The 26983-nt window shown below is 36.1% G+C and carries 28 protein-coding genes; 8 read left to right on the top strand and 20 right to left on the bottom strand.

The features are described 5' to 3' along the window. Window positions 1-59 precede the first annotated feature (59 nt). Window positions 60-380 (bottom strand): MGMT family protein, encoded by a 321-nt coding sequence (locus tag A9178_RS14870; protein WP_068676688.1) that lies wholly within the window; start codon window positions 378-380, stop codon window positions 60-62. Between the two features lie 12 nt (window positions 381-392). Then, on the bottom strand, window positions 393-950 hold the full coding sequence (locus A9178_RS14875) for a TetR/AcrR family transcriptional regulator (protein ID WP_068676690.1): 558 nt from the start codon (window positions 948-950) through the stop codon (window positions 393-395). Window positions 951-1111: 161 nt separating this feature from the next. Between A9178_RS14875 and A9178_RS14880 the strand changes: the two genes are divergently transcribed. Then, window positions 1112-2038, top strand: coding sequence for a DsbA family protein (locus A9178_RS14880; protein WP_068676692.1), 927 nt, complete (start codon window positions 1112-1114; stop codon window positions 2036-2038). 222 nt (window positions 2039-2260) lie between these two features. On the opposite strand, the gene A9178_RS14885 is transcribed toward A9178_RS14880, so the two are convergent. From A9178_RS14885 to A9178_RS19225, 3 genes are all read right to left on the bottom strand, one after another. Beyond that, on the bottom strand, window positions 2261-2512 hold the full coding sequence (locus tag A9178_RS14885) for a histidine kinase (RefSeq protein ID WP_068676694.1): 252 nt from the start codon (window positions 2510-2512) through the stop codon (window positions 2261-2263). Between the two features lie 217 nt (window positions 2513-2729). Continuing rightward, window positions 2730-3644, bottom strand: coding sequence for a fumarylacetoacetate hydrolase family protein (locus A9178_RS14890; protein ID WP_068676696.1), 915 nt, complete (start codon window positions 3642-3644; stop codon window positions 2730-2732). Window positions 3645-4019: 375 nt separating this feature from the next. Next, complete coding sequence (locus A9178_RS19225) at window positions 4020-4184, bottom strand: hypothetical protein (RefSeq protein ID WP_197482205.1); 165 nt, start codon at window positions 4182-4184, stop codon at window positions 4020-4022. 141 nt (window positions 4185-4325) lie between these two features. Between A9178_RS19225 and A9178_RS14895 the strand changes: the two genes are divergently transcribed. From A9178_RS14895 to A9178_RS14905, 3 genes are all read left to right on the top strand, one after another. Then, complete coding sequence (locus tag A9178_RS14895) at window positions 4326-4841, top strand: hypothetical protein (RefSeq protein WP_068676863.1); 516 nt, start codon at window positions 4326-4328, stop codon at window positions 4839-4841. A 210-nt stretch (window positions 4842-5051) separates the two neighbouring features. After that, entirely contained in the window at window positions 5052-6011 is a 960-nt protein-coding gene (locus A9178_RS14900; RefSeq protein ID WP_068676698.1) for an ABC transporter ATP-binding protein, read from the top strand. After that, window positions 6004-7530, top strand: a complete 1527-nt coding sequence (locus tag A9178_RS14905) for an ABC transporter permease/substrate-binding protein (RefSeq protein ID WP_068676700.1) — start codon at window positions 6004-6006, stop codon at window positions 7528-7530. The genes A9178_RS14900 and A9178_RS14905 overlap by 8 nt, the downstream gene beginning before the upstream one ends. 742 nt (window positions 7531-8272) lie before the next feature. Here A9178_RS14905 and A9178_RS14910 read toward each other — a convergent pair. Together A9178_RS14910 and A9178_RS14915 are read right to left on the bottom strand one after the other, a co-directional pair. After that, window positions 8273-9457, bottom strand: a complete 1185-nt coding sequence (locus tag A9178_RS14910) for an IS256 family transposase (RefSeq protein WP_068673896.1) — start codon at window positions 9455-9457, stop codon at window positions 8273-8275. Window positions 9458-9851: 394 nt separating this feature from the next. Beyond that, on the bottom strand, window positions 9852-11180 hold the full coding sequence (locus A9178_RS14915; protein WP_068676702.1) for an FAD-dependent oxidoreductase: 1329 nt from the start codon (window positions 11178-11180) through the stop codon (window positions 9852-9854). A 173-nt stretch (window positions 11181-11353) separates the two neighbouring features. On the opposite strand from A9178_RS14915, the gene A9178_RS14920 reads away from it, so the two are divergent. The 3 genes from A9178_RS14920 to A9178_RS14930 all read left to right on the top strand — a co-directional run bounded on the left by A9178_RS14920 (window position 11354) and on the right by A9178_RS14930 (window position 14127). Then, window positions 11354-11875: a hypothetical protein gene (locus A9178_RS14920; RefSeq protein WP_068676703.1), complete on the top strand. Its 522-nt coding sequence runs from the start codon at window positions 11354-11356 to the stop codon at window positions 11873-11875. A 133-nt stretch (window positions 11876-12008) separates the two neighbouring features. Next, entirely contained in the window at window positions 12009-12335 is a 327-nt protein-coding gene (locus A9178_RS14925) for an ArsR/SmtB family transcription factor (RefSeq protein WP_068676705.1), read from the top strand. A gap of 37 nt (window positions 12336-12372) precedes the next feature. Continuing rightward, window positions 12373-14127: a SulP family inorganic anion transporter gene (locus A9178_RS14930; RefSeq protein ID WP_068676707.1), complete on the top strand. Its 1755-nt coding sequence runs from the start codon at window positions 12373-12375 to the stop codon at window positions 14125-14127. Between the two features lie 27 nt (window positions 14128-14154). On the opposite strand, the gene A9178_RS14935 is transcribed toward A9178_RS14930, so the two are convergent. The 4 genes from A9178_RS14935 to A9178_RS14950 all read right to left on the bottom strand — a co-directional run bounded on the left by A9178_RS14935 (window position 14155) and on the right by A9178_RS14950 (window position 19259). Next, window positions 14155-14619 carry an acyl-CoA thioesterase gene (locus A9178_RS14935; RefSeq protein ID WP_068676709.1) on the bottom strand — a complete coding sequence of 155 codons (465 nt, stop codon included), beginning with the start codon at window positions 14617-14619 and terminating at the stop codon, window positions 14155-14157. A 21-nt stretch (window positions 14620-14640) separates the two neighbouring features. Then, complete coding sequence (locus A9178_RS14940; RefSeq protein ID WP_068676710.1) at window positions 14641-16362, bottom strand: class I adenylate-forming enzyme family protein; 1722 nt, start codon at window positions 16360-16362, stop codon at window positions 14641-14643. Between the two features lie 11 nt (window positions 16363-16373). Next, the gene (fabF, locus tag A9178_RS14945; RefSeq protein ID WP_068676713.1) at window positions 16374-17603 is read right to left on the bottom strand and encodes a beta-ketoacyl-ACP synthase II; all 1230 of its coding nucleotides are present in this window, start codon (window positions 17601-17603) and stop codon (window positions 16374-16376) included. A gap of 285 nt (window positions 17604-17888) precedes the next feature. Further along, window positions 17889-19259, bottom strand: coding sequence for a hypothetical protein (locus A9178_RS14950; protein WP_068676715.1), 1371 nt, complete (start codon window positions 19257-19259; stop codon window positions 17889-17891). Between the two features lie 336 nt (window positions 19260-19595). Between A9178_RS14950 and A9178_RS14955 the strand changes: the two genes are divergently transcribed. Further along, entirely contained in the window at window positions 19596-20582 is a 987-nt protein-coding gene (locus tag A9178_RS14955) for a diaminopimelate dehydrogenase (protein WP_068676717.1), read from the top strand. A 197-nt stretch (window positions 20583-20779) separates the two neighbouring features. Here A9178_RS14955 and A9178_RS14960 read toward each other — a convergent pair whose 3' ends face one another. The 9 genes from A9178_RS14960 to A9178_RS15000 all read right to left on the bottom strand — a co-directional run bounded on the left by A9178_RS14960 (window position 20780) and on the right by A9178_RS15000 (window position 26869). Beyond that, entirely contained in the window at window positions 20780-20995 is a 216-nt protein-coding gene (locus A9178_RS14960; protein WP_068676719.1) for a hypothetical protein, read from the bottom strand. A 185-nt stretch (window positions 20996-21180) separates the two neighbouring features. After that, window positions 21181-22095 (bottom strand): AEC family transporter, encoded by a 915-nt coding sequence (locus tag A9178_RS14965; RefSeq protein ID WP_068676721.1) that lies wholly within the window; start codon window positions 22093-22095, stop codon window positions 21181-21183. A gap of 110 nt (window positions 22096-22205) precedes the next feature. After that, window positions 22206-22985 carry a Cof-type HAD-IIB family hydrolase gene (locus A9178_RS14970; protein ID WP_068676723.1) on the bottom strand — a complete coding sequence of 260 codons (780 nt, stop codon included), beginning with the start codon at window positions 22983-22985 and terminating at the stop codon, window positions 22206-22208. A 125-nt stretch (window positions 22986-23110) separates the two neighbouring features. Further along, window positions 23111-23518, bottom strand: a complete 408-nt coding sequence (locus A9178_RS14975; protein WP_068676725.1) for a thiol-disulfide oxidoreductase DCC family protein — start codon at window positions 23516-23518, stop codon at window positions 23111-23113. A gap of 179 nt (window positions 23519-23697) precedes the next feature. Then, a complete protein-coding gene (locus A9178_RS14980; protein WP_068676726.1) occupies window positions 23698-23943 on the bottom strand; it encodes a hypothetical protein in 246 nt (81 codons plus the stop codon). Between the two features lie 166 nt (window positions 23944-24109). Beyond that, window positions 24110-24346 carry a hypothetical protein gene (locus A9178_RS14985; RefSeq protein WP_068676728.1) on the bottom strand — a complete coding sequence of 79 codons (237 nt, stop codon included), beginning with the start codon at window positions 24344-24346 and terminating at the stop codon, window positions 24110-24112. After that, complete coding sequence (locus A9178_RS14990; protein WP_068676730.1) at window positions 24343-24867, bottom strand: RNA polymerase sigma factor; 525 nt, start codon at window positions 24865-24867, stop codon at window positions 24343-24345. Before A9178_RS14990 ends, A9178_RS14985 begins: the two co-directional genes overlap by 4 nt. Beyond that, window positions 24854-25225, bottom strand: coding sequence for a hypothetical protein (locus tag A9178_RS14995; protein ID WP_068676732.1), 372 nt, complete (start codon window positions 25223-25225; stop codon window positions 24854-24856). Before A9178_RS14995 ends, A9178_RS14990 begins: the two co-directional genes overlap by 14 nt. Window positions 25226-25534: 309 nt before the next feature. Continuing rightward, window positions 25535-26869, bottom strand: coding sequence for a D-serine ammonia-lyase (locus tag A9178_RS15000; protein WP_068676734.1), 1335 nt, complete (start codon window positions 26867-26869; stop codon window positions 25535-25537). Between the last annotated feature and the right edge of the window lie 114 nt (window positions 26870-26983).

Genomic DNA, 26983 nt, shown 5'->3' on the forward strand with positions numbered 1-26983 from the left:
GAACCACGGGCAATTCCTAATGCAAGAAGTGCTCGTGGTTTTTCAATTAAGTTTTTACATTAAATCCTTGTTTCTTCACATTGCCACTGGTACTTTCCAAGATTTACCATACCATCCGAGCTTACCTCTACCCCTTCCGCTTCTAAGTTTAATCGTTGCTCATGGTACAATTCATCGCTTTTTATCGCAATTTTCCCTTTTGCATTAACGATACGATGCCAGGGAAGATGATATTTTTGACTCATGGAATGAAGAACACGAACAACTTGACGTGCGGCCCTTGGACTTCCCGCAAGCCTTGCTATCTGTCCATATGTCATAACCTTCCCCTTAGGTATATTTTGTATGATTTGAACTACATGTTGAGTAAAAGGAGTCACGTACGATTCCTCCTAGCTTTTAATAGCATTCTTTAAATAGGGAATAACGGTTTTAATAAATTCCTCTGGTGGGATTTTTTCATTCGTTCTTCTCCATTCCACAGAAGCACCGTAAATACCCCAACTCATCATTGTTGCCATCAACTTAAGTGCTTCGTCATTTTCAGATGGATGATGATTTAATAACATTTTGAAAAAGATGACTTCCAGTTGATCCCGAATAATTCGAGCTATAGTATCTTCATACCCCCGATGACAACGATTCGATAAGGACATTTGAAAATTGGTTGTCGCTTTAAATATTTCGGTAAATGCTACCTCATCTAGTTTATTTTTCTCATAAATGGAGCAATCCAAATTAATCAATAACTCTTCAGATAATACCTTCTCCAACAAGTCATAAATATCATCAAAATGATAATAAAATGTTGCGCGGTTAATCATTGCCTCTGTCGTTATGTCTTTGACAGTAATATCTTTAAACTCTTTCTTACTTGATAGTTCAATAAAAGAGTCCATGATAAATTTACGAGTACGTAGAATTCGGGGATCCGTTCTTTTTTCACTCATTTCGAAACGCCCTCCTACTTTTTATACATTTTTATAAATATGTTGGATATCCAACATATCCAAGAAATTATTGGTATCGATGATTTTAATTATGTACTACGATGGGATTATGAAGCAAATAAAAACAATGTCAAAAATATATAAAGGGGATGCAAATAATTATGACGAACAGAAATAATCTGATCTGTGATTTAGAAACTGGAGTTTGTGGTGTACCTGGTGAGGATGAATTGGAAATAGTTGATTTCAATCACCCAAAGAAAACCATTGATTTATATTATGTAACCGATCCAATTTGTTCTCATTGCTGGGCACTTGAACCAACACTACGTCGTTTTAAAGACCAATACGGACATTATTTTAACTTCCATACTGTAATGGGTGGATTACTTGAAAAGTGGGGTGACGGTCCAGTAGATCCAGCAAACGGAATCTCAGGACCTGCTGACGTTGCGGGTCATTGGAGAGAAGTTGGTGATTACTCACGTATGCCAATTGATGGATCACTTATGATTGACAACCCTGTTCAATCATCGTTCCCTTCATCTCGTGTATTTAAAATCATTCAACAAAACCATGGTGATGAAAAAGCGTATGAATATTTGCGTCGTGCAAGAGAGAAACTTTTTGCATTTAATCAAAACATTTCTGACGAATCAATCCTAATTGACATCGTAAATAACCTAGGTCTGGATGGAGAAGCTATTGTAACAGATGCAGAAAGCGAAAAGGGACAGCAATTATTACACGAAGACTTCGCACTTACAGCAAAACTTGGCGCTAGAGGTTTTCCTACCATTATTATGGTAAATGAAGAAAACAAAGGAGTTAAAATGGTTGGTAGCCGACCACTTGAATATTATGTTGCCGGATTAACTCAGATTTTAAATGGTGAAGAACCGAGAGCAAAAGACCAACCTACCCTAGCTAATTTACTTAAAGAAGAGAAATTGCTTTTCGCAAAGGAAATTGAAGTTATGTATGACATGGAGAAAACGAATCTTCCAGCATTTGTAGAAAAAGAATTAGCTTTAGGAACTTATGAAGAAAAGGAATTACTTGGTGAGAAATATTTTGTGAAGAAATAAATGTGGTAAGAGCAAGATGATAGGATTGTAATCATCTGCTCTTTTTTCTATAAACAGCAATCTACTCGTACAGGCGGTCGGGTTACAAATCCGTTGCCCTACCTTTAGATCATTAGAATCGAATTCCTTCGCGGATATCAGCAATCGCTCATGATATATCAGCACTAGTGGTCGGGATATCAGTAATCGCTCATGATATATCAGTAGCAGGGTATTAGCATATTAAATTAAACTTATGATTAAAACAATAAATAGCCCTATTACTACTCCTACATCTGGTACAAAACTTTTAATTTCTTTTCTTTTTTGAAATATAGTTATTAATTTACCAATTATAACCAATATAATAGCTATACTTAATACTGTATGACTAAAAATGGAACTGAATGGAACATCGGTCATCAGAACTGTTAATATCGGAATAACAATCGATAATACAGCAGTTAAATATAAGAAATAGCTCCATTTACTCATATTTTATAAAGGCCCCCACTAGTTTGTAAATCTTCCCTTTCATCACTGTTTAGTTAATTAAACGAACAAAAGATTATCTAAGCATACTATACATCTACTTATAATAAATTCAAAAAAAACAGAAGCGTATCCCATCGCGAAACGCTCTGCTTTTTTTACGTTGTTATGTGATTGGTATCACCTTTTCATTTTCAAAAGATCTATTAGTCCTTTCCCTTCACTTTATGTCCTTTTCAGCAATTACAGGGTTTGCAATTTCACCGATTCCTTCTATTTTTACCGTCACTACTTCCCCAGGTTGTAAAAATCGTTGTGGATCCCTTGCCAATCCAACACCACCAGGAGTTCCTGTTGCGATGATATCACCTGGTTCTAAAGTGATTGCTTCCGAAATATAGGAAATTAGTTTTTCGACCGTAAAAATAAGTTCTTTTGTATTAGAACTTTGCATCACTTCATCGCCAAGCTTTAGTTCAATACCTAAAGTATGAGGATTTGGAATTTCATCTTTTGTTACTAACCATGGCCCCATTGGACCGTGCGTATCGAATGATTTACCAAGACCAAACTGAGGAGAATGGAATTGATAATCACGCGTACTAACATCATTGATACAAGTATAACCCGCTACATAATCTAGCGCACTTTCCTCTGAAATATATCGACCACTACGACCGATAACTACCGCTAATTCCGCTTCAAAATCAACTTCCTTCGATACACGAGGAAGAACAATAGGATCATTCGGCCCATTTACAACGTTAACATATTTTGGAAATAACAACGGGTATTCGGGTAAAGGACGACCCGTTTCCTCCGCATGATCCTTATAATTTAGACCAACACAAATAATCTTGGACGGGCGGGGTACCGGGGCAAATAAACTTACGTCTGTTAATGGTTTTGCAATTTTCGAAGTAACTGCATTTTCTATATCCTTTTTTATGGAGGTTACTACTCTTTTGATTGCCTCCAGAGCAGGAGTTCCCGCTGTTAAAATAGCAGTCATATCTGTAGGCAAACTTTCCTTTTCATTCGTCCAAGCTGCTGCCTTATTTAAATCCACTACATATTGATCAACAATTACTCCAGCTCTCAATCCCTCATTTATACGAAATGTTACTAATTTCATTTTTTGATTCCCCCATTTTTAGATATTTTTTCATTATTTTACTCTACCATTTCTACTAATCTACTTATTAGTCCACCCGTCTGGATCCAATATTATTAAAATTTCTGTAGTAGTACTTGCGCCAATGTTATAGTACGCTGGACATACCCTCGATATTCCATCTTATCTACTAATCGAATTAAAGTATATTTACTTACATTTGCAGTGTATCATATTTTTTTCAGATAATTCACTAAATAGTTAGGTACATATACAATTATAATTACTACATTTCTAACCTAATATTAAGAGGCATAAAAATAGCCTAGAGCATGATACTCTAGACTATTTTTATTGTTTCTTATTTCCTTCAAAGTGAACTATACTCATCCCTATCTAAAAATCCCAATGATCTGCTCTAGCTTGTTTTGCTTTTTCCTTATGTGCTTGATTCGCTTTTGCACTACCGAACTCCTTGGAAAATTCTGTATCCTGTTTACTAGAATCGAATCCTTGCTTATTTTTTTGCTGTGGATCATTTTTCTTTGTACGCTTTGCCATGATACTCCCTCCTTCCACTCTTTATTATGAAGAAGGAATTTGGAAATATACGTGGAAAAAGGCGAAACAATGGGCGGGTATGTAACATATCAAGAGCCCATTCATAAAATAATCCTAGGTATATGGAATGGAGGATTTTTAATGGAAATGAATGTTAATCAGATCTTAAATACTTGGAAAGGGAAACCATTAGAAGGTGCGAAGAAAATTATAAAAAAATACGGAAACCCTAATGAAGCAACCATAAGCAAGTTAATCTGGTATAATAATGGACCGTGGAAACGAACAATTGTCCACCGAGATACCATTCCACATAACTTTCCTCACCCACATCCTGATTTTCTAGAACAAACAATTGATTATCGAGTTCCAATTCATTTATATGATGATCTTGCTGCATTTGATGGTAGCACCACCATTGATAGAACAAAAGGGGAAGTCACGGCGATGTGCGATAAAGAAGCAATGAATATTTTATCTTTAAACGTTATGAATGATATTGTAAATGGACATCGCGATATTCAAGGAGCAAAACTATTTCTCGCACAAACCGCCTATATGTATATAAAAATGAACGTCAAATCCCCTTATACGGAAGGGCTTCTCTTCCCTAAACAGTACAACACAAACAATCCGGGAATTATTTATTTTGAATAACAGTTAGAAAACTTGGCATTCGTTATCAAATTGGGCGAATGCCTTATCTTTTATACAAGGTACTATCCGAACCGCTGTGAAAAAAATCCCCCTTATCTCATTGGGACGAGGAACCTGTCCCCATGGCTCCGTTATCTATAGGTTTAATATTATTAAAAAAGAGATATAGTTAAAAAGTAAGAAATAGAAAATAGAAAGGGTTTATACTTCATGATTACATTCGAAACTGTTAGTAAAGTTTATGAGGAGGGGACGAGAGCTGTAGATTCCATAAGCTTTACGGTTAACAAGGGAGAATTCTTTGTTCTCATTGGTCCTAGTGGTTGCGGCAAAACGACTACCTTAAAAATGATGAATCGATTAATCCCACTATCAGGTGGAACGATTTTCATCAACGGAAAGAAAATTAGTGACTTTAATATTCACGAACTCCGCTGGGACATTGGTTATGTTTTACAACAGATTGCATTATTTCCACATATGACGATTGAGGAAAATATCGCAATTGTTCCGGAATTAAAAAAATGGAAAAAAGATAAAATTCACCGTCGCGTTACGGAACTATTGGAAATGGTGGGGCTTGACCCGGATACATATCGATATCGAAAACCTAGTGAACTTTCTGGAGGAGAACAACAAAGAGTTGGGGTGATTCGCGCCCTTGCAGCTGATCCAGAAATCATTTTAATGGACGAACCCTTTAGCGCACTCGATCCACTTAGTCGGGAAAAATTACAAAATGATATCATTCATTTACAAAAGACGATAAAGAAAACGATTGTATTTGTTACGCATGACATGAAGGAAGCGATGAAGTTAGCAGATAGAATTTGTCTGATGAATGACGGAAAAATCGTTCAATTGGGAACTCCGGAAGAATTGATTCATCAACCCGTGAATGACTTTGTTAGGGATTTTGTAAGTGGAGCATCCTTGGTGAATTCTAGTTTCAATTTAGAGGATATGATGGAACCGATACATGATAACAAACCACTGTCCTCCCCACGCTTGCCTATTAATGCGTCGATCGAAGAAGTTTTAACTCTTTTATCTAAACACGAACTAATTATGATAGAAAGAAACGGAGAAGTGATTGGCTATGTTAATAGACAAATGTTAATTCGTTATTTATCTGAAAGTGTAGCGGTGGGGGGAAATCAGAATGTCTAATTTCATAAATGTACTCCAAAACCGCCAAAATCAATTGATTCAAGCTCTTGTAGAACATATTCAACTATCTTTTATAGCATTATTCTTTGCAGTCATTATTTCCATTCCATTGGGGATTTACTTAACAAAAAAAGCACGTATTGCTGAGAGTATTCTAGGAATTACGGCTGTTTTACAGACCATTCCTTCGTTAGCTTTATTAGGATTATTCATCCCATTATTCGGTATTGGAAAAGTTCCAGCCATTATTGCACTTGTTATTTATGCCCTACTTCCCATTCTTCGTAATACATATACCGGAATAAAAGAAGTGAACCCTTCTTTAATCGAAGCGGCTATGGCCATGGGAATGAACACACCGAAAAGATTGTTGAAAGTAGAGTTACCTCTTGCAATGCCAGTCATTATGGCGGGAATTCGTACAGCAATGGTATTAATTATCGGTACGGCTACCCTTGCAGCATTAATAGGTGCCGGTGGTTTAGGTGATCTTATTTTACTAGGGATCGACCGGAATAATTCGTCTCTAATCATTCTTGGTGCTATCCCAGCTGCACTATTAGCCATTATATTCGATTTATTACTTCGGAGAATGCAAAAACTTTCGTATAAAAAATCACTTATAACCATTGCCGTTATCGTTATTTTAGCTGTCGGTATAACGATTGTACCTAACGTCTTGAAAGGAAACCAAGATACCATTGTCATTGGAGGTAAGTTAGGTTCAGAACCCGAGATTCTAATTAATTTGTACAAATTATTAATTGAGGATGAAACGGATTTAAAAGTCAAACTAGAACCTGGTCTTGGGAAAACATCTTTTTTATTTAATTCTTTACAATCGGGGGAAATTGATATTTATCCTGAATTTACCGGAACGATTGTGACACAATTTTTAAAAGAAACTGCTGTAAGTAATAACAAGAAAGGAGTATATGAACAAGCTCGAGATGGATTATTAAACAAATTAGATCTTACCTACTTAAAACCGATGCAGTTTAATAATACCTACGCACTTGCCGTTTCTTCAACATTTGCAGAAAAACATAACCTTGAATCGATATCCGATTTACACGGTGTAGAAGATGAAGTAAAAGCAGGCTTTACTTTAGAATTTTCTGATCGGCAAGATGGATACTTGGGGATTCAGGAAAAATATAATCTTGAATTTCCTAATCTAGTGACAATGGAGCCGAAACTCAGGTATACAGCTATGGAACAAAATGACATCAATTTGATTGATGCTTATTCGACAGATAGTGAATTGAGAAGATATAGTCTTAAAGTTCTAGTGGATGATCAAGAATTATTCCCACCATACCAAGGTGCTCCCCTACTTAGAAGTGAAACATTAGAGAAGTATCCTGAATTAGAAGAGATTCTCAATCAACTTGCTGGAAAAATAACTGATGAACAGATGCGTGAGATGAATTATCTAGTAGCAGTGGAGGGAAAAAGCGCAAATGAAATAGCACAAGAATTTCTTGAGGAAGAAGGGTTAGTTGAAAACAGTAAATGAGAAAAATGAATAGTAGCCATTGCCTTACCCTTACTCTAGGGAAAGGTAATGGCTTTTTAGCTAATTAACTTTTATTAAATGAAACTCCATTAAGCTGGGGACACTACGCACAGGAAGCGCTATTGCCACAGTACATGGTACATTGCAATTTGTCGCCCAGCCTTTTAAGCTGTAATAATCCGAGATAAAAAGCCCTTCCCATTATTTCTGCTTCTATTAGGTAGAGTCCTACCGTATTTTGGATCTTTTCCTCCGTGATAGCCTTTCTCTCGGTCGAGTTCAAACGTATTTGAAGCACTCTCGACCGTGACAGCCTTTCTCTCGGTTGAGTTCAAACGTATTTGAGGAACTCCCGACCGTGATAACCTTTCTCTCGGTCGAGTTCAAACGTATTTGAGGAACTCTCGACCGTGATAACCTTTCTCTCGGTCGAGTTCAAACGTATTTGAGAGTCAAGTCCATATTTGTGTGTAAAAGTACATTTCCGACCAAAATATTATTAAAGTGAAATCTAAGTACCAGATCAAGCCACAGCTATGCTGCTTGCCGTTGACTGTAGCGCCCGATTCTTAGTATTTGCTGGAAGGGGACGGGGCCCCGCCAGCAGATGCTTAGAATCGATTTATCCGTGTTACAATTTAGAGAAGGATGCCCCGTAAAGGGTGTTTTTTAGCCATCCTTTGACAGCACCACTAACACGGATAAAAGTAAAGTCAATGGTGGCGTTATTCGAGTAAAGCTCCTAATCGTCTTCGTATTTGTCATAATTCTTAAAGTATTGTTTATTCTCCCAATCCTTATCAATGTTCATAAGTACAGAACCGATTATTCGAATAGCTGATTGATCATTTGGAAAGATAGAAATTACCTTTTCTCTTCTGCGTATTTCCCTATTTACACGTTCTAACATATTAGTAGTTCTCAAATGTTTATGATATTTTAGTGGGTGGGCATGGTATTGCATCACATCTTCAAACCCTGAATCTAACAATTTTATCGCCTTTTCAAGGCTTTTTGTATTTTGGTATTTATCCATAAAACGTTCCTTTAGTTCATTGGCATGCTTACGTTTGGATGTTCTGAAAATAGCCTTAAGATCATCCTTGACTTCTTCCATATTCTTTTTAGGCATCGTATCAATGATATTTCGTAAAAAATGAACTGCACATCTTTGCCAAGAAGTACCTAAAAATGTTTGTTTAATAGCTTTAACTAAACCAGCATGAGCATCAGAGATAATCATTTTTGGTGAATGAATACCACGAGATTTTAGGTACTCGAAAAAGCTAGACCAGCATTCCTTAGATTCTTTATGATCAATTTTCAAGCCAATGATTTCCCTGTACCCTCTTTCATTTACACCACAAGCAATATAAACCCCTTTGGAAACCACACGCCTACCTTCTCGAACCTTGATATACATAGCATCTACGTAAATATAGGGGTAGTAATAGACATTCAGTGGTCGACTTTTCCACTCATTAACAATTGGATCCAGTGCCTTCGTAATTTCTGACACAAAGGACTTCGAAACTTTCTTTCCACACAACTCCTCTACGATATTAGATACTTTACGCGTTGAGACGCCATTAATAACCATCTCCATCATGGATATGATTAATGCCTGGTCATATCGCTCGTATCTCTTAAAGGCTGTCGGTGAAAATTCCCCATCTCTCGTACGAGGGACTTTTAATTTAAGTGAGCCAGCACCTGTGATTAACTCACGTTCATAGTAACCATTCCGATACCCTTTGCGATTACTAGTTCTTTCATGAGAGAGAGCATTAATATATTCGTCCCTTTCCTTTTCCATTAATGAATTCAAAATTAAGGCCAGGGAAGATTTTACAGGGGATTCTAGAGAACTATTTTCAACTTTCTCTTTTAGGTCTTCCAAATTTATAGTAATATTAATCTGGGTCATCTTTTCATACCTCCATGTTTTATTTTCTTGGTCGAAAACATTGTAACATGGGTCATGAAAGATGACCTTTCTTTTTACACAATTATATGGACTTTATCTATTTGAGGAACTCTCGACCGTGATAGCCTTTCTCTCGGTCGAGTTCAAACGTATTTGAGGCATTCTCGACCATGATAGCCTTTCTCTCGGTTGAGTTCAAATGTATTTAGGATATTCTCGACCGTGATAGCCTTTCTCTCGGTTGAGTTCAAACGTATTTGAGGAACTCTCGACCGTGATAGCCTTTCTATGAATGATATTTAAATTAGTAAAAAAGACATTTCCCCTAAATAGAAAATGCCTCTAATCTACTTATTTGTATGTAACTGGGACGAGGAACCTGTCCCCACTGTCTCTACACCTTTCTTGCGATTTGCTGTATTGGATCCCATACGCCATTGTACGGTGGTGCATAGGCTAGATCTAGATCAAGCAATTCGTGAATGGTCATTCTATTATATAAAGCAGTTGCTAACACATCAATTCGTTTATCTACCCCTATTTTACCGATTACTTGACCGCCAAGTAATTCGTTTGTTTTCGTATGGTAAATGAGTTTGATATGCAATGTTTCCCCGCCTGGATAATATCCTGCATGCGAATTTGCCTTTCTAGTCTGAACGGAATATGGGAGATTTAACCGCTTTGCTTCTCTTTCCGATAGACCAGTTCGACCTAACGTTAAATCAAAAAACTTCACAATCGATGTTCCGACAATTCCTTTAAACGTTAACGGATTCCCTGCCATATTTGCTCCAGCAATTCTTCCTTGTTTATTAGAAGTTGTGCCTAATGGAATGTGATCATCAAGTTGTTTTACTATGTGATAATGGGTCGCACAGTCCCCTGCCGAATAAATATTTGTAATGGAGGTTTCCATATACGCATTTACATGAAGCGCACCTTTATCATTCATATGAATCCCTGTATCTTTTAAAAAGCTCGTATTCGGCTGAACTCCAATGGCTAGTAAAACGAAATTGGTATCGTATGATTTCTTATCTGTCATGACGGATTCTACACGGTCTTTACCTGAAAACCCTCCAACCGATTCCCCTAAAATTAATTCAATACCATTTTTCTTTGCTTCTTCGTGAATAAGTTTGGCCATATCTTCATCAAAAATCTTCGCCACTTGTTGACCACGTTGAATAAGGGTTACAGCTTTTCCGAGCGTTTTAAAACTCTCTGCCATCTCTAATCCTACATACCCCCCACCAACAATCGTGACATGTTTCACTTCATCCGTTAAATCGTTCATAATCCCTTCCGTATCACGTAATGTTTTCAAAGTATGAGTCCCTTTTAATTGAACACCTTCCCAATCCGGAACAATTGGGTCAGAACCCGAGGCAATCAGTAAACGATCATATGGAACTTCAAAGGCCCCCTTCGTTTTTGTATCGATTCCTTTTACCTTTTGTTCTTTTATATCTACGCTTGTCACTTCTGTATTTACTCTTGCATCGATATGGTATTTTTCTTTAAAAGTCTTAACACTACGAGCAATCACATCATCTAATGAAGAAATCACCCCATTAACCACATATGGTAACCCACATTGCCCATATGAATAGTCAGTACCTCGCTCTAACACTGTGACTTCTGCTGATTCATCCGTTCGAATGATTTCCATTGCCGCACTCATCCCGGCAGCAACACCACCTATAATGACATAACGCAATCTAATTCACTCCTTTTCCTTTACAATACCCCTGTTAGATAGAAAATAACCATTACAAAGCTAGACTTCAATTAATATTCAGATAATGATTCATTTAAAAAGCTTTCTAAAAGACGGATATGAATAAAGTAGTTGGGGATATTAAAGTTATCACAAAAAAGGAGTTCTAGATTATGTCTTCCAAACTACGATATAGCCTTTTTAATATGTTACTCATAGTTATTCCTTGGTTATCCCTCATTTTTATCGGGAAACGAAACTTTAAGCGCTATTCCATGGTCGGAATAATCATCGTTTTTTTCGAAATCATTAACCATATAATAGGTAATAAAAAGAAGTGGTGGGTCTTTTATAATAAGAAAGGATCTTTTTTAGTCAATGAGCTTCCATTTAGTATTGGTCCCTATATGCCAATTTCCATGTGGATTATGAAATATACTTATGGAAACTTCAAGAAATTTGTCATTACTAATATACTATCTGATGGATTATTTGCATTCATAGTTATGGATATTCTAAAGAAGATAAGGATTATCAAACTTCATAAGTTAAACAAATTGCAATTTTTCTTTTATATCCATTATAAAGCTTACTTATTATATGGCATTCAGTACCTAAAAGAAAATTATGGGAATCTCATCTATAAAATACAAACTAAGATTAAAAATAGAGTTCGTCGTCTTATAAGTTCCTAAAAAGCCATTCAACTTACACGGATGGCTTTTTCCCATTCGTACAGTATTCCTTGTCAATACAATAAAGTTAGGGTATAGTTATATTTATATATTCAAATATTTGAATATATAGGAATGAAAGGATGTTTTTACATTGTGGTCAGATTTACAGGAGTTTAAAGCAGATTTTTTCAAAGCACTAGCTCATCCATTAAGAATTCGTATTTTAGAATTATTAGCAGAGGGTGATAAAAGTGTGAACGAAATACAGAATATTTTAAACAGTGAGGGGTCTAGTGTCTCTCAGCAATTAAGTGTATTACGAGCAAAAAATATTGTCGTTGGAACAAAGGATGGAAAAAGGGTTGTATATTCTCTAAGCGATCCTTCCATTATTAAATTACTTGATGTTGCAAAGGAAATTTTTGATAATCATCTAATTAATACGATTTCTATGTATAAAGAATTGGATAAAAAATAAAGCTTTAATAATAAATTAAAGGGGCTCGAATATAGGTATGAAGGAGCTTTTGTTTAAACGTTTTAACGGTTATTCATGGAGTCATTTTCAAAAGGATCTTCTTTCAGGGACAATCGTCGGAGTTATCGCAATACCATTGGCCATGGCTTTTGCTATCGCATCTGGCGTGAAACCAGAGTATGGTATTTACACCTCTTGCATTGCAGGGATTATTATTTCAATACTTGGTGGTTCGAAATTTCAAATCGGGGGTCCTACTGGGGCTTTTGTTCCCATTCTACTTGGCATCGTCATCACTTATGGCTATGAAGATTTATTACTTGCTGGATTATTAGCTGGAATTATGCTTTGTATCATGGGATTTTTCAAACTAGGCTCTTTAATAAAATATATTCCACGTCCAGTAACGATTGGCTTTACTTCAGGAATTGCTGTCATTATATTTTCTGGGCAAATTGGTAATTTCCTAGGGTTATCCGATATAGAGAAACATGAAAAATTCATCGATAACATGAAAGAAATTTTTCTTCATCTAAATTCTATTAATCTATATAGTATTATCACAGCTATCGTTTGTTTAGTAGTCATTTTAATTACACCAAAGTTATTTCCCAAAATACCAGGGTCAATTATTGGTCTTATTGTCTCCACTATTATTGCGATGATCTTTTTAAAAAATAACATTCCCACAATCGGTTCGACTTATGGAAATATTCCGAGCCAACTACCAACATTTCAATTTCCAGAAATAACATTGGAACGAATCATATATTTAATAGGTCCTGCCTTTACCATCGCTGCACTGGGTGGGATTGAATCTTTATTATCAGCAGTAGTTGCCGATGGAATGACTAACAGTAAACATAATAGTAACCGAGAATTAGTTGGCCAAGGTGTTGCGAATATCGTTACACCTTTATTTGGTGGTATTCCTGCTACAGGAGCAATTGCAAGAACCGCAACCAACATTAAGTCTGGAGCAGTTTCCCGCATGTCAGGTGTTATTCATGGAGTATTTGTCTTAATGACTGTCCTTATCTTTGCACCTTATGCCTCGCAAATTCCGTTAGCAAGTATGGCGCCAGTCTTAATGATTGTGGCATGGAATATGGCAGAAAGGAAACAGTTTGCGCATTTATTAAAATTAAAAACTGGAGACTCTCTCGTTCTATTGGTTACATTCCTTTTGACTGTATTTACTAGTATCACAACGGCTGTATTAGTAGGTCTTATTCTGGCACTTGTACTATTTGCAAAACGAATGAGTAACATTTCGATTGTTTCCAAAGTACTTCCTGACCATAGCAATCAACATGAAACCGTACAATCACATGTTGTCAGCGATTCTCATGATTGTCCACAAATTAGCATCTATACCATTGAAGGGCCGCTTTTCTTCGGTGCGGCGCAACTTTTTGAACAACGTGTCATGGAGTCTATTCATTACAAACCAAACGTGTTGATTTTACGGATGGGAAAAGTTCCATTTATGGATACAACAGGAGAAGCCAATTTTAGAAATATCGTTCAATACTTTAGGAAAAATGATGGAATCATCCTTATTTCTGGTCTCCAACCAGAAATAAAAGAGCAAATGAGATTATCAGGTTTATACAAGGTAGTAGGAGAAGAACATATATTTGAACGGACTGGGGAAGCAATTAATTATGCGTTAACTACAATTAATTATAAAAAGTGTTTCGGATGTAAACATTTTGCTTTTCACGAATGTGATCAACTTTCGAGTACAGGCACTTTAGATAAAAGGGAATTAAATATAGCCCAAAAATAGGAGGGGTTGGGGAGGTGTAATGTCCCCCTACCCCATTGCTTTTTCAAGAATTTCATAAATTTCTGGTGCTACTTTATTTATTCGCACTGGTTTCCAATCACGGTCTACCCACATATGTTTTGATGTTCCTGTCGCAAGTAACTCACCAAATGGTTCCATTGTTTCGCCTATTTCCTGTGAAAATTCGTCTTCACTAATTCTTCTCACTTCATAACAAAACTCAATTCGTACTGGAGAATATTTTGTTACTTTAGAAAAGATTGCAACACAGTCGTCATAATGGGCAGATTTCTTATACTGAACGGTTATGTCTAAAACTGGAAGCAAGACTCCCAATTCCTCCATTTTACGATAAGCAAATCCATGCTGACGAATCCATTCTGTTCGGCTTACCTCAAACCATGTTACATAATTCCCGTGATGAACGACACCCATTTGATCTGTATCTTTATATTGGACACGCATATTTTCTTGATGCCATCTATCTGTCATTATTGTCTCCCCTAACTGTTTCTATTTAGCTAATCTTTCTTTGGCAATATCTTTGAGACGGAATTTCTGTACTTTTCCAGTACTTGTCATTGGCCATTCGGATACTTTAACAAACCATACATGACGTGGTATTTTAAACTTGGCAAGTCGAGAAGAACACCATTCTATTATATCTCTTCTTGTACAAGATTCGTCTAGTTTAAGCTCGATAAACGCTGCTCCTATTTCCGTTGTTAAAGAATCGTGCACCCCTATGACATTAACCTGACTAACTGCTGGATGCTCGGAAATGACGACTTCTACTTCACGTGGAGACACTAATTCTCCAGAAACTTTGTACATTTCCTTACTTCTTCCAAGAAGCTGAATATAGCCGTTTTCGTCGATTTTTCCCACATCTCCAGTACGTAACCATCCATCTTTATCAATTACGGACGCTGTTTCCTCAGGTTTCTTATAATAGCCATGCGTTACTGTATTTCCCCTTACTACAAGTTCACCAATAGAACCTGCGGGCAACGTTTTTCTTGTATCTGGATCAATCGTTTTATATTGAACATTACTTCCATTAAATTCAGGCACACTACTAGAACCACCTAGTTTTGGACGTCCTACTCTTGTAGAAATCCGTTCTAAAGGATCCCCAATTTCCGTTGTTACCCCTGAGGAAGAAACCTCTGTTTGTCCATAACCTGTAATTATTTCTGTTAATCCCAATACATCCATTGCTTTTTGCCATACAGGTACGGGGGCAGGCGCTGCACCACACCACATGGCAAAAAGGCTGGATAAATCAAACTCGGAAACACGAGGATGATTTAACAATGGAACCAAAGTAGATGGCACACATAAATAATCATTTGCTTTATATTTTTCCATTAATTGTAAAGACTGAAGTGGGGACGAACCGAGAGCCGAAATAAACGAACCCCCAACAAAGGACATAGCAAAAATTGCTTCAATAATCGCAAAGCAGTGATAAAACGGCAATGGTGCGAATGTTACGCGACCATCTTCAATTGCTCTACTCATACAGGTGGCATAACCAGCACGGAGAAGCATGTCATCCGTTAACATGACACCCTTTGGATTTCCTGTTGAGCCAGATGTATACATAATAATGGCTACTTCATCTGGGTAACGAGACTCATTCCATCTTTGTTGGAACTCCTTATCGGAAACGGTATCCGCCCCTTTTAGAAAGTCATCCCAAAGGAGAAAACGCTTATCGATGGAATCTTTCTCATCAGTTGGTATACATACCACTTTTTCTAGTTGACTATTCTCCCGAAATTCTGGGGTATCCAGTAATTCCTCTATTACTTCTGCATGATGTTTATCTTTCACCTTTTGTTGTACTAGCAAATACTGTGTGTCCGATTGGGAAACAATATATCCTAATTCACCTTTCGTAAGCATCGCATTAATTGGAATAAACACCGCTCCGACCATGGATGATGCAATCATCAATGATGGATAGGTGGAATCATTATTCATTAAAACCGCGATATGATCTCTTCGTTTTACTCCAAGTTTCATAAACGCCTTCGCATATTGAACTGCCAGGTCCCATATTTCCCCGTATGTTAATTCTTCTTCATTTATGTAAATATACGGTCTGTCTTTATACTCTCGGCATGATTTTTCGAAATGTTTTGCAATGGTATCTCTAGGCCAAATTGGATAGAGATTTTCCAAAGCCTTTCTTCTTTCTGTTACACTTAATATCGTTTTTGTAGACAATCAATCTCACCTCATATCTTTTTAAAAGCAATAACCGCATTATGTCCACCAAATCCAAAACCATTGGATAAGGCAATTTCTATAGTACCCTCTACCGCTTGATTCGCAACATAATCTAAATCACATTCCGGATCAGGTTTTTCCAAATTAATCGTCGGCGGGAAAATATTGTTCTTCATACTATTTAGCGTAATAATGGCCTCAACAGCTCCTGCTGCTCCAAACATGTGGCCAGTCATGGATTTAGTAGAACTTACTTTAAGTCGATAGGCATGATTACCGAATACTTCTTTTATTGCTTTCGTCTCCGATATATCTCCAGTTGGTGTACTTGTCCCATGAGCATTAATGTAATCAACATCTTCTGGTTTTATTTCTGCCCTTTCTATCGCTAATTTCATTGCTTTTGCTGCACCTTGATAATCTGGTGCTGTAATATGATACGCATCTGTTGTACTACCATACCCAACAATTTCACCAAGTATCGTGGCACCGCGATCTTTTGCATGTTCATATTCTTCCAGAAATAAAACACCCGCACCTTCTGACATAACAAAGCCGTCTCGGTCTCTATCAAATGGACGTGAAGCCTTCTCCGGCTCTTCATTCTTTGTTGACATGGCACGCATTTTTGAAAAACCCGCAAAGTAAAGCGGAGTAATGGTCGCCTCTGCTCCACCAGCTAAAATCGCATCTGAATATCCATGGGCAATGTTGAAATAAGCTTCTCCTATTGCATGATTACTCGTTGCACATGCAGAAACCGTTGCTAAACTAGGTCCACGAAACCCGGTCTTAATCGCTACTAATCCAGAAACCATATTATGAATGGACGTAGGAATTAAGAATGGTGATACCCTTTTAGCCCCTTTTTCCAACATGATTTTGTGATTATGTAACAGTGTTTGTAATCCTCCAGCACCTGAACCAATATAAATTCCTACACGGTCCTTATCCACACCATCCATATCGATGTTAGATTCTTCCAAAGCTTGCATCGCTGCAGCATATCCATACTGTGTAAATAAATCATATTTTTTTAAGTCCTTTGCATCCGGGTAGTTTTCTATAGTAAAATCATCAATAGTTCCAGCCATTTGAGTTTGAATATCTTTAAATTCCTCTGAGTTCAGCGTTTTGATGCCCGAATTCCCACTTTTAATGCTGTTCCATAGCGTTTCCACATCATTGCCAAGTGGGGAAACAACTCCTGTACCTGTTACAACAACCCTTCTTTTCAAGGTACTCTTCCTTCCTGAAAATATTTACTATTACCATAATACAATGAATTGAAGTAATTCAACTAATTGGATTATGTTTTTTTATCGCCAAACCTTTTCCACGTATAAACTTTATTAATGTTAAGAATATAAAGACGTGATAAAAGAATGATTAGAAAACTTTGCATTCGCTATTAGGCTTGGCAAATGCCTTAATTACGATTATGCAGGGAGTATGTTCGCTCTAAACTTTCCTAACTGCTAAAAAAAGCAAAGGGAGCCCCCTTTGCTTTAAAAATTTCTAACCTATCTAACTACTTTCTCTAACTCATTCACAAACGCAGGTTTTCGGCCGTAAGTTTGCTTCAGTTCTTTTACTAGCCCTTTAAATTTTGATTCGCCGCACGCTTCCTTAAATACAGTAAGCTTTCTACATACATTACGATATTTTTTTCTTTCCGAAGCATGGTCTGCTTCGAATCTAATATATTTTGTAAATATATCTTCTACCTTATCAGGAAAATCATTTATTAAATATGGATAGAGCTCTACAATAGTAATCGGTGATTGTTCACAGTATATCAACACTTTATCACTTCTGTTTTCTGTTTTTGCTATATACACGTAAACATGTGGTAAATAGCCTGATTTATTTTCAAGAACCTCAAATATCTTATCTAAAACTCCATTCCATTCCTCTTCTGAATATAAATCTTTTAGTTTTGCGTAAGCTTCGTATTCATTATCATAAACAAAATCAAGTAACACTTCTTTTTGTTTTTCCATATCTTCTGTCGCTTCATAAATTTGCAGTCGGTATTGTTTCCACTTCTTTACAAGGCCTGGATAGTCACTATCATTTTCCTCACCATCTTCACATATCTTTAAGGCGGCCTCATAATTCCCATTAGCCATTTCTTTTTCAATAGCTAATTTTCTAAACTCATCGAAATCTAAGTTGTCATTAATAAGTTGCTCTGCTTTCTCTAATTCCCCATTTCTTTCTAAAACCTTCAACTGTAATTGGTTAATGGACTGCTGATCATAGTCTGAAGATCTTGAGGAGATAGTAGATATATCAGCAAATAGTTTTTCCAATGTTTCTTCCAATTTCCGTCTTGAATTGACTCGAGCAGAATAAATAGTACAAACATCTAAAAGTTCATATCGAATATTACTCCAACCATCGTATCGTTTTTGCATGGATTCCTTCAAGATAAGTTGGAACATATTGTCCTGTATGCGGAGATCTGTAGATACTAGAATCATAGATGACGCATCTTTAAGAAGCGTGATACTTTCATTTACTATATACCCGACTTCACCACCTGAATCATCGGCGTACTGGAGCATATCAATGACGATGGAAAGCACCGAAATTCCTAATCGAATAGCAGTATCTTCTTCTCCGTTTACTAATTTTTCCCTACCTTTGTCAAGGACCATCTCCGCTCCTTGCAATGCAGCATGTACATTTCTCCATGAAATAAATCCTTGCCTTTTATTCTCGTTTATATATTTTCTAATTAGTTGTTTACTAGCTTTTACTTCATCATTTGGAGTTAAAAGCTTAAACTCCGCTTTTCTTTCAACATCCTCGTCCCCTTCTACTAGATATAGCACTAATTCCACTAATTCATCTTTCGAAAGCTTCGATACCTTTTTCTGTAAATCCAAATCTCGGACTCCTCTCCAAAAAAGCGAAAACGATTTATTTTTAGTGTAACATATTCTGAATTATCTTTCGAAGCGAATTATTTTCTGAAAACTCCGCACCCTATATTGGACTTTAGCGAATGGTTAAGTTTTATTTCGGTAGGATAAGAAAGTGTATTTGCATATCGTATTGCGGATGATTAGCCAAATGACCTAAAAGTAGCAAAAGATGAAGAATTTTAATATGTCATAAGGAATTTCAGAAAGTTGTAAAAATCAGTATGCCACGTTTGATTTATTAGGAAAAATTATTTAAAGTTATATCAGTAGATGAGTTAATTTAAAGGAGGACATAGAATGGCTAACAAAATCAAACTAGGAATCGTTGGTTACGGTAATCTAGGAAAAGGTGCAGTCAAAGCGATTAAAGAAACTCCTGATATGGAATTAGTAGCAGTTTTTACAAGAAGGGAACCTGAATCTCTACCACTAAACGAACCTGGTGTTAAAGCTGTACATATATCAGATGCTATGAATTATAAAGATGAAATAGATGTTATGCTACTTTGTGGAGGTTCTGCAACGGATTTACCTGAACAAACCCCACACTTTGCAAGCATGTTCAATACCGTTGATAGTTTCGACACACATGCAAAAATCCCTGAATTTTACCAATCTGTGGATGAAGTAGCAAGTAAAAGTAATACAACTGCTATCATCTCAGTAGGGTGGGACCCAGGTTTATTCTCCATTAACCGTGTGATGGCAGATGCAATCATTCCAAATGGGGAAAACTATACATTCTGGGGTAAAGGCCTAAGCCAAGGACACTCTGATGCGGTAAGAAGAGTAAATGGAGTAAAGAATGGCGTACAATATACAATCCCTTCCGAAAAGGCGATTGAAAAAGTACGTAGTGGAGAAAATCCAAAATTAGAAACAGCTGAGAAACACAATCGCGTTTGCTACATCGTACCAGAAGATGGTGCGGACACAGGAGCAATCGAAAACGAAATTAAAACAATGCCAAACTATTTTGCTGACTATAACACAGAAGTCCATTTTATCACAGAAGAAGAATTAAAACGCGACCATTCCAAAGCACCACATGGTGGGTTCGTAATTCGTGGTGGTAACACAGGAGAAAACAACAAACAAATTTATGAATTTTCTCTTAAACTAGACAGCAATCCTGAATTCACTGCTAGCGTGTTAGTGGCGTATGCCCGAGCAGCGCATCGCCTAAGTCAAGAAAAACAATACGGTGCAAAAACCGTTTATGATGTAGCACCAGCATACATCTCACCACGTTCACAGGAAGAATTAAGAAGAGATCATTTATAAGATGAATAATCCCCCCTACTTTTTTTGAAGTAGGGGGATTTTTTTGATAATGTTTGTAGCCTACAGCATATGGAGTATTGGATTTTTGTTAATCTCTATCCCTACCTAAAAAATACACCTAATCTCCACATTTAACCCCATAGCTATATGAAAACCTAACTAATTATTTAACCAAAAAATTTTTATATAAATAACGGTTAATACCCATAATAATATGGATAGCCATAATAAGGATATCCATAACCACCATAATATGGATATGGTGGGTACGGATATGGATAACCGGGTGGACCTATAATAGCGCTACCTAATAAACCTCCTAAAACTCCACCAATAAAAGGGGCTCCAAAGCCGAATCCAATTATTCTCTCGTCTCCTGGATGTACGTGATGTACATTTTGTTCATGATACATACTCTTTCCTCCTTGTTTATATATGAGTCAATTCAACATAAAACAAATACCTATGCCTAAGATTAAGCTATTCTAGAGAAGGAAATTTGATTAGACAGAAGCCTAGAATATGGATGGAAATTGTATTACACGTCTCTAATTTCTTATATAAAGTGAAACTTCAATCAGTGGGCTCTTACAGCCAGTTAATGCGGAATAAAATTGGCAAAAACATACAGAATAACCATACTAACCAACACGGTGATGTTGGATGTAGTCGCAATTAACCGTATGCTATCCATGCTGTATTTAAATTCCACCGCATACGTAATTGCCGATGAAGCAATTGGGAGTAACAATCCGATTAGTAAAGTATAACGATACATCTCATCAAACGGGAGAACAAAGAATAAAATCACTCCAAATAGTAAACCTAATGCATATCGAAAGGTTAAATATTTTAACATTGGTTTCATAAATTGTTTATCGAATCTAAAATTTAAAAAGATCCCCAACAGTAATAACGATAAAGGTATATTAGCCGCAGATATGATTTCTGCTACTTCAATTATGAAGATAGGTAATTTGATCTGAGTAAGATTTAAAATACTTGCTACTACGTAGGCCATTAGGGGAATGGATTGGCCAAGTTTCTTGAAAATTTCAACCGGTTTTAAGCTTAATCCTTCTTTTGAAAAATAACTTCCCAATATATAAGCTATCCCCAATGTAATCATTGAATTTCCCACATCAAACATACTGAAATGGGTTAGTCCGTTCATTCCCCATATCGCAAATACGAGGGGAAAAGCAAACAGTCCAACATTAAATCCCGAAGATATCATCATAAAGGAACCCTTAATTTCTTTTTCCTTATTTTTAAATACCCATAAGGCAATAAAAGTTGCTACTAGACCATATATGAAGATGATAATGGGTATATATATTAAACTAGCTTCGATCTTTACTGTATTGAATGTGACAAAAATTAATGCAGGAAAAGTAATCTTAAATATAATTTTCGAGATAATTTGGCCATCTTTTTCTTCTAAAATATTAAATCGCTTTAATAGATAACCTAGCATAATAATTGCAATAACATAAAGAAATTCTTGATTCATTTAAACATGATGCTCCTCTGTCTGGGTGTACTTGCTTTTTATGATTGATAACTTGTACGCGAACACCAGGTGGTAATTGTTATATTGTTATAATTGTCCAACCCTACAAATTACAACAAACCTACCATCTTCAACCCGTGATAAATTCCATTATCATCCACCGATTTCGTAACATATCTTGCTACCGATTTTACTTCATCCACAGCATTTCCCATTGCAACACTATTTTGCACCGTGGTTAGCATTTCCATATCATTTAATCCGTCACCAAAGGCGTAGACATCTTCCTTTGAAAATCCTAGCTTGTCTACAAGTTTTTCAATTCCCCTTGCTTTTGATCCTCCTTTTGGCAGTACATCTACTGATAAAGGATGCCATCTGACAAAATCGAAATCAGTAAATTCCGCTTCGTATTGTTTTTCTTCCTCTTCTGGACAAAACAAAAGGGATTGGTATAATTCACGTCCTTTGTAATAATAAGGGTCATGGTCCGGGAATTGTTTGATTTTTAAAGAAGCTATTCCTTCATTAATAAATGGATGTTCTTGTACATTAGCCTTCATATCTTCATGATCCATATAAACAATTGGATGATTATTGCTAAGTGCTGTTTCTGTTAATTTTAATAGAGAGGCTGTATTTAATGGATTGGTATATATCTCTTCCCCATTAAAAACAACGTATTGTCCGTTGTAACTCACAAATGTATGAATCCCCAATTCTTCCCGCAAATCAGTATACATAAAAGGAGCACGCCCTGTCGCAATGGCTACTTCATGTCCTTTTTCTTTTAATAGAAAAATGGCCTCCTTTGTGGAAGGTGGTAGTTTTTTCTCGTGATCCAGTAATGTTCCGTCTATATCAAAAAAGATAAGTTTTCTGCTTGTCATATCTATCCAACTTTCTGTGCTTGTTATATCTTTCCGTTATACATGTATTACTATCATAAAAGGAAACTAAAGTTTTCCAGTGAAATAGTTGAATTCTATTATACTTATATCGGAAGAAGAATGATTTATTCTTTCCTTCTATCTACTAAAAAACGTTCCCTCTCTTCTACAGAAGGTAATATACAACGCTCCTTCTTTCCAAACCATTTATATCTATTTTTAGCGACTAATTCATAAAAGATATCTCTTAAAGGGCTTGGAACAACTAGTAAGAAGTATAGTAGTTTCCATGCACCTTTCAAATGTTTACAAACTCGGAGGGCTGCGGATGATTTAAAATAACAGTGATTCCCTTCTATCAAAACAAAACTATCCATAGCTTGAGGGGCATTGTACTTTTTCAATAATTCTTTTCCAATATCACTTTGTAACGAAGCAAATTGAAAATGTCCTTTTGGATCCCTTTTGATGATGAATTGAACACTATAGTCACAAAAATTACATTCGCCGTCAAACAAAATAATCCTTTTCATAATCACCCACCTATAAATTCCTGCACCAAAATAGCCCCCAATTGTTAATAATAATATCAAACAATGGGGGGCTGTTTCTATAATTTTTAAATATTATTCCATATGAATATTTTTCAATTAATTAATATTGTCCTTTATCAATCTAGAAATCTACTTTGTATTATAAACTGTAAACGTATTCATTTTATTCGTTTAAGTCTTCTTACAGGTTTCCACCTATGTAAAATAAAGTTTTTATTCACCGTATGGTACACTGTTGTACCGTCTTCAGCATTAGAAAGCTCTTTATTTGCATCTTCAAATTTAATTGATCGTATTGGTACCACTTCATCAACGATTGCCTTATCATCTTCAAAATGGTAATCCAGAATTGAAACTAAAAGAAATTGATCTGGGAATATTTCTCTTGCCTCTTGCCATTTCATTTTAGCAGCCTCCTCTTACCATCATTATAATCGATTCTGTTGAAAATATCACCTTTATTTTAAGAATAATTAAACCGAAAACCGACTGTTCTTAATAGAGGTCGTCCTTCGAAAAACGATTCCTATTTTTCTATGGAAAACCTCCATTTTTAGCATAAAAAACTCATTATATAAAGAAAATTGGAGCAAAAAACAATACAAAAATCAAAATAAACGGATACCATATCAGCCCTGTTATAGAATTCCCTTTTATATGGAAAATTTCTAGTGGATTTTTTGCTGGAGCGTAAATGTAATTTGCAATACTATCAAGCATGGTTCTTTTTATTGGAATTTCTGGTACGTCCACTTGAAATTCATCCAATTTTTTCTGAAGTTCACTTGGAAAATCTTTTTTACTCATTCGTCTACCTCCAATATTCCCTTCAATTTCTTTAGCGAAGTATGCATTCGGGACTTCACCGTACCTAATGGGATTTCAAGAATGTTTGCTATTTCCTTTTGTGTCAAATCGTGATAATACGTTAGTAGAATAACCGCACGTTGTACATCGGAGAGTTGTTGGATTGCTTCTTGGACGGTCAGTTTTTCTTCTAGAGGTAATTCTTGCTCTACGTTTCGTTCATATAAAAAGGGTAATAACTTTTTCCATCGACTACGCCTTTTTAATCGATTAATCATGAGTTGATACGCCATTCGGAACAAATACGTTTTCATACTCGATTTCGCCACGTCGAAGTTTCCCTTATATTTATGAAATCGAACAAATGTATCTTGAACGATATCCATACTTAGTTGTTCATCCTGGCAATAGCGGTAGACAAATTGATAAATTGGATTTTGGTACGTGACAAATAATTTTTCTAGCGAATACTCCTCATGCTTCCCCGCATTCTCAGGTACTGTATCTTTATTTAAATTCATCGGACCACCGCTTTTTTATCCCCTTAAACACAAAAGCAATTCTCGTAATAAACCAAAGAAATGTAATTAACGAAAAAACAAATGTTTGATGAATAAAAAATTGGATCCAAGGACTTTCAATGGTATCCCCCCGCAATAGGAATACGAGAAGTCCTGTGATACATAAAAATGTATAAACTGCTGCCACAATTATCGTGTAATCCCATCTCGTCCATTGAAAATAAATATCTGATTTACTAAAATCAATATCTCCTCTTTTATCCCGAACGACCTTCTTATTCATCGTTGCAATTAGAGTTGCAAAGGTTGTTCCAAGCATAGCCGCAACAATCGTACTTATTATCCACCCTAAAGCCATTACATTCTCCACTCCTTTTCATCCTTCTATTAACTTATACAACCGGACCGATGAAAAGGTTCATTTGTTTCTTGAAATATTCCTTGTTCTTTTACATTTATCCCCGGAACACCATTTGGCTATTTATTTCTTATCCCATACAACCAATCTGGTCGATCTTTATTATCCTTTTTTAAAATAGGATAAGCCACAACCGCTAAAACAATTAGATAGCCAAAAAGCACAACAAATAACATGCCATTTAAACCATTCAAGTCAAATATGCTGCCAACATTTTCCCCTTCTATTTGTTTGAAGTTCTTATTTTATTTACTTTCCGCTCCCGAGGTACATACGGCCTCTCTCATAAAATCCCTTCATTTCCTCTTTTGGGACCAATCCTCCTCCAGTGGACCAAGCGATATGTGTAGCCATTTTCACATTCATTTTTTCCATATACTTCGATTTTTCTACTTGATACGCACCAACTAATCCCCCTGTTGCAGAAGGTTCTACATGCATTTCTTCCGTATCAGCAAGAAGCGTCAATAATTCATATAATGTTCTGTCTTCCAACGTATAAATTCCACTAACCATTTTCTCACTAAAATGACTTGCAAATTTCGATGGTCGTCCTACCGCTAACCCATCCGCATCCGTGATATTATCAATCCCAAAATCTTGAACACTAATACAGTCTTTTTTTCCTGTTAAAAGACCCAGTAAATGCGAAGGCGATTTTACAGGCTCTGTATAAAAACAATGGACATGGTCACCAAAGACTTGTTTCAACCCAAATGTTATTCCACCCGGTGCTCCACCAACACCACATGGAAGATATACAAATAATGGGTGTTCCTGATTTACGATAATATTTTTCTCTTCTAATTGTTTTTTCAACCGGAATGCAGCCGTGCTATACCCTAAAAACAAGTGTTTGGAACTTTCGTCATCAACAAAGTACCCATTCGGCTTTTCCAACATTTGTTGCCTTCCAATCGCAACCGCCTGACTAAAATCACCATCAAATTCAAGAACAGTCGCACCTTTTTCCCGTAAAAGATCCTTCTTCCATTGTTTTGCATCCCGTGACATATAAACAGACACTTGAAAGCCAAGCTTTGCACTCATGATTCCAATACTTAATCCTAAATTCCCAGTGGAGCCAACTCCAATATGATAGTTTTTAAAAAGTTCTTTACATGTTGAAGTGGATAAAACTCCGTAGTCTTCTGTTTTTTCATTAATTAATCCGGCCTTCTTTGCAAGACTCACTGCATAATATAGAACTTCATAAAATCCACCTCTCGCTTTAATGGAACCGGCAATCGGTAATTCGTTATCGCATTTTAAATAAAGGTTTCCATTGATTTTTACATCAAATTGTTTGTCAAGGGATTCCTTTAAATTGTTTATTTTTCTTAATGGAGATTCTATGATTCCATTTGTTTCTCGCACCTCAGAAAATTCCTTTCTAAAAAAAGCCGCACTTTTTTGCCAGAACTCCTCCGCTTGGATCATGTCTTCCTTATTAAGGTCCATCGAATGGATTTCATTCATTTTAGTCAGGTTAGGATTCAGCCAGAGCATAGGTTTTAACGCAAGAATATTATCTAATTCGGGAAATTTATTTTGATATTCTTTGATTTTATCTTCAGTAAATATTTTGGATTCCCCCTAATAACTGTATATTTTAAAGTATAGCATCGATAAAAATAATACATCTAATAATTCAATGTTTTTTTCCCTGCCAAAAAACTTCTCTCACTAAAACACTAG

The organism is Oceanobacillus sp. Castelsardo (assembly GCF_001659985.1).
Lineage (GTDB): Bacteria > Bacillota > Bacilli > Bacillales > Amphibacillaceae > Oceanobacillus.